Source organism: Nocardia aobensis NBRC 100429 (assembly GCF_000308375.1).
GTDB lineage: Bacteria > Actinomycetota > Actinomycetes > Mycobacteriales > Mycobacteriaceae > Nocardia > Nocardia aobensis.
Genome location: NZ_BAFQ01000147.1, coordinates 78,350 through 88,162 on the forward strand (window position 1 = coordinate 78,350; position 9,813 = coordinate 88,162).

Genomic DNA, 9,813 nt, shown 5'->3' on the forward strand with positions numbered 1-9,813 from the left:
GTCGCCTCGGCCATGAGGTGGGTTGGGGTCGTCGGCTCAGCGCTCGTCGGAGGCCGAGTCGGTGAAAGACCAGACTGCCGCGGGACGTCCGGTGGCCTTGGTTCGCATCCGTTCCCCGGTGCGGGTGAGCCCGGGGATCGCGGCCAGGGTGCGGTTGAGGTTGCCCGGGTCGGGACGAGCGCCGGACAACGCGGTCGCGAGGGCGACCGCGCGCGTGGCGGGAAACTGCTCGCCGATCAGCGGGCGGGTGAACGCAAGGTCTTTCCACAGCATGTCGGCGAGTCGTTCGCGGGCGACCTCGACGATCATGTTGTGGTCGAAGGCCAGCGGCGGAACGTCGTCGAACGGAACCCATTGCACACCGGGAAAGGGTGCGATGCTGCCGGTTTCATCATTATTGAGAACCGCCCACATCGCGATCGAGAGCGTCGGACCGCGCGGATCGCGATTCGGCTCGTCGAAAGTGACCAGTTGCCCGACGGCGAGGATCGCATCGTCGGGCACACCCAGTTTGCTGTGTACCGCGCGGCGTGCCGCCGTCGCGAGCCGCTCACCGCGGCCGAGCAGCACACCCGGCAGGGCGAGTTCGCCCGCGAACGGATCCCACTGCCGGGGCGCCACTGCGAAGGTCGCGGTCGTGTCGTCGTCGCCGAACCGAAGCGCGACGACATCGAGCGATACGGCGGATTGCTGCTCCACGGCGAACCATCATGCCGCAGCCGCGACCCGGGCCACGCGATCGGCACGATCGGGCCCGTACCCGGTCAGCACCACGGGCGCGCCCAGCCGGCGTTCCAGGAATTCCGGAACATCCGCCGGCAGCGGTACGAGATCCGGGGTGCTGTGCGCGACGAGGCCGGTCAACCACCGCTGATGGTTCAGATCCCGCCAGGAACCACAATCGAGCCGGTCCCGATATCCGTCCGGGGCGAAATACCCTGCGGCGGTGCGCATATCGTCGCGAGCCGCCACGAGATCCAGATGGTTGACGGCGAGCGCGTCGATTCCCCCACACGCCTCCACGGCATAGCGCAGCAGGATCGGATCCAGATGCCCGACGCGGAAGACGCCCTGATACGGGCCGGTGGCGTTGTGCGGCTCCGGGATCGACAATGCCGCATCCTCGGTCGGAAAGGGGCCCGCGCCGTGGCGAGTCTGGTACGCGCGTGTCACTCCGAGGACCGTGCCCGGTTCCCCGATCCGCGCCAGCATGGCGCGGGCATGGCGGGGCTCCACCGTCGACCAGGTGGTGTAGGGATGCAGACCCCGCCATTCGTCGAGCAGCACGCCCTGGGCGCCCTCGAAGATCAGCCGGCCCGCGGCGGCGAATACCGCGAGTTGTTCACCCGGCACCAGCGCCACCGACCGCGCGAATTCCGTATAGGCGTCGACCAGGGCGTCGATCGGTTCGTAGCCGTGGCGCCCACTCGCCAGCAGCGGTGCGAAGTGCCGCTCCAGCGCGATCAGTTTGCGGCGCAGGACATCTGGAGTGCGACAGTCCCGGACCAGGGGCGCATCGTGCTCGAGGGCGTAGCGCACGGTCTCCCCGATGCCCATCCCGCAGGAACCGTGCCGGGCGGCACCCCGCGCATCCTCCCGGCAGCGGTTGGCGGCTCCGTGGATCGGAGTGGTCAGCAGCGCCCGCTCGTCGACGAAGATCGAGCCCAGCGGATCGGCGACGCCCAGTGCGGTCAGCGCTTCGGCCTCGGCGGCCAGGGCGATCGGATCCACGAGCACGTGCCGCGACAGAACTGTCGGCACGCCCGACAGCGTGCCCGATCCGAACTGCCGGAAGGTGTGTCGCCGGCCGTCGGCGATCACGGTGTGCGCGGCCTGCGCGCCGCCGTTGAAGCGCACGACGGCTGCGACGTCCAAGCCGGCCTGTGGCGAGCACAGCCAATCCACGGTGGCGCCTTTCCCGGCGTCGCCGAATCCCAGATCGACCACGATCACATGCCGGTCGCCGAACATGGTTATTTCCCTTCGCTTTTCGGATCGAATTCGCGGTCAGAACCGGACGTCGTCGGCGCCCGGGGTCGCCGCCGGCAGCGCGCCCGCGGTGCGATGACCGACGGGAGTACCGATCGGGGCCAGTGCCTTACCGACGACGACGGCGGCGTCGGCGGACCCGATATCGCGCAGATCGGCCAGCCCGGCACCCAGATCCACGCGGTCCTCGCCGATGCCGATCGTCAGGGCGATGAGTCCGCACACCGCCGCCGGATCGTCCAGGCGCAGGACCCGCTCCCCGAGCACTCCCCGCCAGTGCTCGAGGATTTCCGGATCGGTGTAGTAGTGGGATTGATTCGGCAGGATGTAATACACATGCCACCGATCGGCCAGCTCGCGGTAGATCGAGGGAACCGAAATGTCCTGGGGCACATCGTCGCCGATCACCCGACGCACGTGCCCGGCGGCGAGGCGCGGCTTGTTCAGCTCGTCGCCCACGATGAACAGATACCCCTTGCGTCCGCGCTTGTCCCACGCATCGGTCGCCGTGTGCCGCGCCATGAAATACGCTGCCAGCTCGTAACTTTCGGATTTCTGTCCGCCTCCGCCGCCTTCGAGCAGAATCAGCCGCAACTGTTCGTCCATCCGATTGTCGGATTCGAACTGCCCGATCTGCAGCGGCACCCGATCACAGTCGGCATCGCCGATCCCGCCGAACAGAATCTGCGGATCCTCGGCGTACCCCTTGCGCTGCAGCAGTCCGTGCAGGGTAGTCAGTTTCTCCTGCATGATGCGCGGGACCCGCCCCATCGACCCGGTGACGTCGAACAGCACCGCGATCGGCAGCGAGGCCCCGTGCTCGGCGGAGTCGCGCGACTCACGCGCTCCGACGCCGAAGGGGTCGAGCAGCGGATGGGCGACCCATTTCGTATAGGGCTTGGCCCGCATGTCGGCGGTGTAGCCGAAGTCGTCGAGTCCGCGGGCGGCGCGGAAGGTGCGGGCGGCGTCGTAGGCGCTGTCGTCCCACTGTCCGTATCCCATGGTGATCACTGTCCTTTCGGTAGTTCGAACGGCCGGAAGCGGCGGGCGCCGTACAGCCGGTCGAGCAGGTCGTCGAATTCGTCGAGCAGGGTGCGGGCGTCGGGCCGCAGCCTCGGTGCCGATTGCAGGCATCCCTCGGCGAAGGCGCGCATCGGCGCGGGCGCGCGGGCGCCGAGCATGGTGAGCAGCAGCCGGTGGGCCAGATACACATCGGTGCGCGGGCAGACCCCGGTGCCGATTTCGGGCGGATAGTCGATCGAGGCCGGCGTGGCCGCGGGCACGCGCCCGGGCCGGGTAGCGAACGACCAGCCGACCAGCACCACCCCGTGCAGCCGCGGATGGATGAGCACGTTCTCCGCGGAGACGGCGGTGTGCACCCACTGCGCGGTCGCGGCGCCGGCCAGGCAGCGCAGCAGCCGCCGGTGCATCCAGGCGTAGTCGCGCGGGTCGAGCCCGCGCGGAAAGGCGGCGCGGACCTGGGCCAGTGTCACGAACCCGTCGGTCAGCGCGTCGAGCACATTGATCGCGCGAACCTCGCCGGAGTCGATATCGGTGTGGTCGACGGAGTCGATCAGGCGCGGAAAGTACGGCGCCAGCCACTCGTGCTCCCCGGTGAGCGCGGCGATATCCGTCAGCGCGTTCCGCTCGTTCGCCAGCAGCGAATTCGCGGCCGGGCGCCGTGCGATCTTCACCACTGCCGCCGAATCGGTGCGGTACACGTCCGCGACGGAACCGCGGGCATGCACCGCACCGAGGCGATATCGCCCCCGCCCGCCACACACCTCGACGGCCTGCCCGGCCGCGAGCCAGCTCCGGTACAGCTCGCCGAGGCGAACGAAAACCGTGGTGGCCTGGTCGGCCTCGGCGGCGGGCACCCGATCCGGATGCAGCGCGGCGGCCAGCCGCAGATACGTCCGATGCGCGGTGCGGCGAGCGGCGGAATCCGTTGTCGCCGCGCCGAACAGATCTTCCGGGCGTCGCACCTCCCGGATGGCCGACACGGCCTCTCGCGTTGTCGTCATAGTTTTAGTCTAAATGACTAAAACATGTGGCGCCAGACCTCCGGGACCACTTTTAGTCGAAACCACCAAAACGTGGGACGGCGGCCGCTCGACCACCACGGATGAGCCGTTTCTCATGCACTCGGGCGCACCGACGATCGCCTGGACCGGCCCCACTGTGACCGATGACACGTCTCGGTCCGGGGGTGGAGTTCACGCAATTCACATGGCACGCGGCACGGTGGGTCAGCCATGATGGGGGTGTGTCTGAGATTGTGCGCCGTAGCTCATCCCGCAACGCCAAGTTGGCGAAGATTCCACTCGGTATCGCGGGACGGGCCGCTGTGGGGTTCGGCCGCAAACTCGCCGGCGGCGACAAGGGCGAGATCAATGCCGAGTTGAATCAGAAGGCCGCCGAGCAGATCTTCTCCGTTCTCGGCGAGCTCAAGGGCGGCGCAATGAAATTCGGGCAGGCGCTGTCGGTGATGGAGGCCGCCGTACCCGAGGAGTTCGGCGAGCATTATCGCGAGGCGCTGACCAAACTGCAGGCCGCGGCACCGCCGCTGCCGGCCGCCGCGGTGCACCGCGTGCTGGATCAACAGCTCGGCACGGCGTGGCGCAAGCGCTTCCGCTCCTTCGACGACGCCCCCACCGCCTCGGCCAGTATCGGACAGGTGCACAAGGCCGAATGGTCCGACGGCCGCACGGTGGCGGTGAAGGTCCAGTACCCCGGCGCCGACGAGGCGCTGCGCGCGGACCTCAAGACCCTCAACCGGATGGCCGGCATGATCGGCGCCGTCGTTCCCGGCGCCGACGTCAAACCCATCCTCGCCGAGATCACCGAACGCACCGAGGAAGAGCTCGACTACCGCACCGAGGCCGCCAACCAGCGCCGTTTCGCCAAGGCCTTCGACGGCCACCCGCGGTTCCTGGTGCCGAAGGTGGTGGCCGGGGCGCCGAAGGTGATCGTCACCGAATGGCTCGATGGCACCGCGGTGTCCAAGATCATCAAACGAGGCCAGGAGGATCCGGCGGGCACGGTCGAGCTGCGCAACCGCGTGGCAACGCTGATGGGTGAATTCCACTTCTCCTCCCCCGCCCTGGCCGGACTGCTGCACGCCGACCCGCATCCCGGCAATTTCATGATGCTCGACGACGGCCGGTTGGCGGTGCTGGATTTCGGCGCCTGCGCGCCGCTGCCCGACGGGTTCCCCCCGGTACTCGGCCAGATGGTGGCGATGGCGGTCGAGGATCGGTTCGAGGAACTGACCGATCTGATGTACAGCAACGGCTGGGTGATTCCCGGCCGCACCGTCACGCATGCGGAGATCGCCGACTATCTGCGCCCGTTCACCGATCCCATCCGCGAGGATTCGTTCCACTTCACCCGCAAGTGGATGCAGCGCGTGGCGGGCAAGGCCACCGATGTGAGCCGCCCGGAGATGAAAACCGGTATGTCACTGCAACTTCCGGCCGAACACATCATGGTGTTCCGGGTGCTGATGGGTTCGATCGGCATCTGCGCCCAGCTCGACGCCGAGGTGCCGTTCATGAAGCTGATGCACGACTGGGTGCCCGGCTACGCCGAATACCGCAGCGCCAGTTGATCCTTCGCCCCGCCGGGCGCCGAATATGGGACAAGCCCCGCATCCGACATCGGATGCGGGGCTTGCTCGTGTTCCCAGAAGTGGCCGAGGCGGATCCGCGCTCGGCCCGAACCGGCGCCGATCACGCCAGTGCGACCTTCCGCGGGCGGCCGCGCGGCCGCTTGCGGGCGATCACGACGCCCTGTTCGAAGATCTCGCCACCCCAGACGCCCCAGGGCTCACCGCGATCCAGGGCGGCAGCGAGGCAGCCCTTGCGGATCGGGCAGGAAGCGCACAGTGTCTTGGCCTCTTCCAGCTGGGTGGGGCTTTCGGCGAACCACAGGTCCGGGTCACCGACTCGGCAGGGCAGCGCGAGCGCGACACCGCGGGTGCGGGCCGGCCTCGAGGCCTGGGTCGATCGGCATGTCGCGCGAGTAACGGTCGCGGTGGACACGTCTTGCTCCTTCAGCTCGTGCAGCGGTCGTTTCGTTGTCTTCCGCGAAACCGGTGCCGGTGGCTGGAGGCCGAAAAAGAACTGTGGCCACGGTTTCGCTTCGGGCGATCCGTGGCCAGGAGGCTGCGGTAGCTGGTGCTACCTGAACCGACTTCGATGTCGGCTACTGATCACGGTCGCTGGGTGTGCGTTGCGGAGGCGGACTGCCTGCAGATTCGCCGTCATACGATCGGCTTCCACTGCGAAGGCGTGGGCTGCGTCGGTGTGGAAACCGATGTGTGCCTGATGCCAACCCCACTCGGACTTGTCTGCGGCAATTGCATATGCGGGCGCTTGCGGTCGAGCACCGATAATGCTTGCGACAGACAGACCGGTCCCCTGCAAGGCGAGGACCCCCCGGGAGGCGGACACGACAGAAACCACCGGTGCCACAACGCTTCTCGAAGCGAGAGTCACGATGTTGTTCATTTTGTCTACCTCCCTCCTACTCGTTATCCGACTGATCACTGTGCGCACCGGAATGCCCTCCCAGCGCGTGATCACCACCCTACGGGTGCGATACACAACCGCACAACCTATTTTTCACCTGCGGTTTTGTCATTCGCGGCACGCCCGCCGGATCACCGGTTGCGCACCCGTGATCGCACGATCGCCAGTAGCTCCGGACCGAACTGCTGCGACTTCTGTTGTCCGATGCCCGGAATCGCGGCCAGCGCGTCCTCGTCCATCGGCACCTGTTCCGCGATCGCGGTGAGCGTTTTGACGCTCACCACCGCGAACGGTTTGATCTGCAATTCCTCGGCCCGCTGCCGCCGCCATTCCTGCAGGGCGCCGAGCAGTTCGGTGTCGACCTCGGCCGGACAGCCTGAACACCGCCCGAGCAGCGTGTCGGTGGAATTGAGCAGCGAACGCCCGCACACCCGGCAGACCGGCAACCGGCGGCCGCGCCCGCCCCGCGTCCCCGCCTGCTGAGCGACCATCGACGCCGGGGAATCCTCCGGCACCAGCCCGGTGAGGAATCGGCTGCGGCGCCGGTTGCGCCGCCGGCCGTCGGCGCGCGACAGCGCCCAGGACAACCGCAGATGTTCGCGTGCGCGGGTCACGCCCACGTAGAGCAGCCGCCGTTCCTCCTCCAGCGCGGCCTCGTCGGTCACCGCGCCGCCCTCACCGAGCACATGGGCGATGGGCAGGGTGCCGTCGGTCAGCCCGACCAGGAAGACCGCATCCCATTCCAGGCCCTTGGCGGCGTGCAGCGAGGCGAGGGTGACGCCCTGCACGGTCGGTGGGTGGCGGGACTCGGCGCGGACGGCCAATTCCCGTAGCAGCCCGGCGAATTCGAGGGCGGGATCGTGGGCGGCGAGCTCCTCGGTGAGTTGCACCAGGGCCACCAGCGACGACCAGCGCTCGCGAGCCTGCGCACCGGCCGGCTCCTCGGCGGTGAGTCCCAGCCGGGCGAGGACGGCGCGCACGAGCGTCGCGACCTCGGGACCGCGGGCCGCGGGCAGGTCGTCGCGGGCTCCGGCCTGGCGCAGCGCCTGTACCGCCTGCCGGACCTCGGCCCGCTGGAAGAACCCCTCGCCGCCGCGGACCTGATAGGGAATGCCAGCCTCGGTCAGCGCCTGCTCGTACACCTCGGACTGGGCGTTGATGCGATACAGCACGGCGATCTCGGCGGCCGGAACACCCCGCCCGAGCAGGCCGGCGATGCCCTTGGCGACGGCGGTGGCCTCGGCGACCTCGTCGTCGTATTCGGCGAAGGACGGTTCCGGCCCGTCGGCGCGCTGCCCGACCAACTGCAGCCGGGTCCCCGCGATGCGGCCGCGTGCGGCGCCGATCACGCGATTGGCCAGCGACACCACCTGCGGCGTCGACCGGTAGTCCCGTTCCAGCCGGACGACGGTGGCGTCGGGGAACCGGCGGGAGAAATCGAGCAGATAGGCCGGGCTGGCGCCGGTGAACGAGTAGATCGTCTGGTTGGCGTCGCCGACCACGGTCAGGTCGTCGCGATCGCCGAGCCACGCGTCGAGGACGCGCTGCTGCAGCGGGGTCACGTCCTGATATTCGTCGACGACGAAGCACCGGTAGCGGCCGCGGAACTCCTCGGCCACGGCCGGGTAGTCCTCGAGCGCGGCGGCGGTGTGCAGCAGCAGGTCGTCGAAATCGAGCAGCAGACCGTCCGGGGTGTTCTTCAACGTCTCGTAGCCGGTGTAGACGGCCGCGATCTTGTCCGCCTGATACGGAATGTCGCGGTGGTGACGCTGGGCGGCGCCGGCGTAGTCCTCCGGCGCGATGAGCGAGGCCTTCGCCCATTCGATCTCGCCCGCCAGATCACGCACGTTCTCCGTCGCCGTCGGCAGGCCCACGCGCTGGGCGGCCTGGGCGACGATCGCGAATTTGGAGTCGATGAGCTTCCACGGCACATCGCCGACGATCTGGGGCCAGAAGTACTTCAGCTGGCGCAGTGCGGCGGCGTGGAACGTGCGCGCCTGGACCGTCTGCGCGTCACCACCCAGGCCGAGCGCGCGCAACCGGGCCCGCAGCTCACCGGCCGCCCGGGCCGTGAAGGTCACCGCCAGCACCTGGTCGGGGCGCACATGCCCAGCCGAGACCAGATGCGCGATGCGGTGGGTGATGGTCCTGGTCTTGCCGGTGCCCGCTCCCGCGATCACACACACCGGCCCGCGCGGCGCCCGCACCGCGGCGGCCTGCTCGGGGTCGAGCCCGTCGAGCCGCAGGCTGGTCGATGAGGTCGGGGCAGGCACGCGCTCCATCATGACAGGCACTACCGACATCCGCGCCGCCGCGACGACGCCCCTCGGTTGCCCGGTGCCACGGGTGCGCGGCGCGTTGCCCTCGGCCGGCGCGAGCGTCGCTCAACTCCGTGCGTCGCGCAGCGTCCGCAATGCCGCGGCGAAGCCGGCAGTCCGATCCTGCAACGGACCGAAGAAGGCCCGGTCGCAGTCCTCCACCGCGACGATCGCGCGATTCACCAGTGCCACACCGGCTTTCGTCGGTACCAGGGATTTCGCGCGCCGGTCGTGCGGATGATCGCGCCGCTCGATCAGGCCCTTCTGTTCGAGGGCGCGCAGTACCTGGGAGGTCATCATCGGGTCGGTGGCGGCATGGGCGGCCAGATCGCGCTGCGTGATGGGGGTGTCCGCATTCGAGCCGCCGAACCACGTCAGCGCGGCCAGGAGCACGAACTGCACGTGAGTGAGGTCGAACGGGGCCAGCGCCGCGCGCACCGCCGCCTGCCACCGGTTGGTCACCTGCCACAACAACAGGCCCGGGCTCTCGTCGGCACTACCGAATTCCGTTCGCAGCGAGTGGGTTTCGTCGCTCACCCGGCCGCCCTCGCCCGCTCGCTCGCGTCCTCTCCCAGCATGGCCTGCGAGATGACCGCGAAATCGCGCGCGCTCAGTTCCACCACACCGCGCCGCAACACGATGCCCCAGTTGGGGACGCTGGTGAGATCGAGATCACCGCGCACCGTATCGATCGCGATGTCGTGCGCGTGCGGGCGATAGGTCACCGCGCGCCGCCACGGCCGGAAGCAGCCGCCCGGATCCTCCCCCTGCCACGCGGGCCCGTCGTCGACCGTGCCGATCGCGGTGAACGACTTGACCGGCTCCCCCTCGCGCATACCGGTTCTGGGCGAGTAGTAGACGAGTCCGTCACCCGGCCGCATCCGTTCGACCGCGGCACGCTTGCCGTGATTGGCCTGCACGATGCCGAGCGCCACCCCGCGACGCACGTGATCGCGCGAGACGACCGCCAGCCA

General features: G+C 68.9%; 9 protein-coding genes. 1 reads left to right on the forward strand and 8 read right to left on the reverse strand.

Going from position 1 to position 9,813, the window contains the following annotated elements; all coding sequences use genetic code 11:
• Window positions 1-36 precede the first annotated feature (36 nt).
• Genes RJ03_RS19125 through RJ03_RS19140 form a run of 4 tightly spaced genes read right to left on the reverse strand, consistent with a single transcriptional unit; the run spans window position 37 to window position 4,013 of the window.
• Window positions 37-699 (reverse strand): NUDIX hydrolase, encoded by a 663-nt coding sequence (locus RJ03_RS19125; RefSeq protein ID WP_036504341.1) that lies wholly within the window; start codon window positions 697-699, stop codon window positions 37-39.
• A 9-nt stretch (window positions 700-708) separates the two neighbouring features.
• Complete coding sequence (locus RJ03_RS19130; protein ID WP_036504343.1) at window positions 709-1,971, reverse strand: adenylosuccinate synthetase; 1,263 nt, start codon at window positions 1,969-1,971, stop codon at window positions 709-711.
• A gap of 36 nt (window positions 1,972-2,007) precedes the next feature.
• Window positions 2,008-2,991: a hypothetical protein gene (locus tag RJ03_RS19135; RefSeq protein ID WP_036504358.1), complete on the reverse strand. Its 984-nt coding sequence runs from the start codon at window positions 2,989-2,991 to the stop codon at window positions 2,008-2,010.
• 5 nt (window positions 2,992-2,996) lie between these two features.
• On the reverse strand, window positions 2,997-4,013 hold the full coding sequence (locus RJ03_RS19140) for a hypothetical protein (protein ID WP_036504344.1): 1,017 nt from the start codon (window positions 4,011-4,013) through the stop codon (window positions 2,997-2,999).
• A gap of 242 nt (window positions 4,014-4,255) precedes the next feature.
• Between RJ03_RS19140 and RJ03_RS19145 the strand changes: the two genes are divergently transcribed.
• Window positions 4,256-5,599 (forward strand): ABC1 kinase family protein, encoded by a 1,344-nt coding sequence (locus RJ03_RS19145; RefSeq protein ID WP_036504359.1) that lies wholly within the window; start codon window positions 4,256-4,258, stop codon window positions 5,597-5,599.
• Window positions 5,600-5,720: 121 nt separating this feature from the next.
• Here the strand turns inward: RJ03_RS19145 and RJ03_RS19150 are convergent, their stop codons facing one another.
• The 4 genes from RJ03_RS19150 to RJ03_RS19165 form a co-directional block, all read right to left on the reverse strand.
• Window positions 5,721-6,032 carry a WhiB family transcriptional regulator gene (locus RJ03_RS19150; protein ID WP_083871097.1) on the reverse strand — a complete coding sequence of 104 codons (312 nt, stop codon included), beginning with the start codon at window positions 6,030-6,032 and terminating at the stop codon, window positions 5,721-5,723.
• Between the two features lie 620 nt (window positions 6,033-6,652).
• Window positions 6,653-8,806: an ATP-dependent DNA helicase UvrD2 gene (locus RJ03_RS19155; protein WP_373281714.1), complete on the reverse strand. Its 2,154-nt coding sequence runs from the start codon at window positions 8,804-8,806 to the stop codon at window positions 6,653-6,655.
• Between the two features lie 99 nt (window positions 8,807-8,905).
• Window positions 8,906-9,376, reverse strand: coding sequence for a MarR family winged helix-turn-helix transcriptional regulator (locus RJ03_RS19160; protein WP_232329405.1), 471 nt, complete (start codon window positions 9,374-9,376; stop codon window positions 8,906-8,908).
• A partial coding sequence (locus RJ03_RS19165; protein WP_063820408.1) for an EVE domain-containing protein occupies window positions 9,373-9,813 on the reverse strand: 441 nt, incomplete at its 5' end. The genes RJ03_RS19165 and RJ03_RS19160, both read right to left, overlap by 4 nt.

What these genes read in the sequence shown, in the direction of transcription:
- RJ03_RS19130 (WP_036504343.1), bottom strand. Translation starts at nt 1,971, where the DNA reads ATGTTCGGCGACCGGCATGTGATCGTGGTCGATCTGGGATTCGGCGAC.
- RJ03_RS19135 (WP_036504358.1), bottom strand. Translation starts at nt 2,991, where the DNA reads ATGGGATACGGACAGTGGGACGACAGCGCCTACGACGCCGCCCGCACC.
- RJ03_RS19140 (WP_036504344.1), bottom strand. Translation starts at nt 4,013, where the DNA reads ATGACGACAACGCGAGAGGCCGTGTCGGCCATCCGGGAGGTGCGACGC.
- RJ03_RS19155 (WP_373281714.1), bottom strand. Translation starts at nt 8,806, where the DNA reads ATGATGGAGCGCGTGCCTGCCCCGACCTCATCGACCAGCCTGCGGCTC.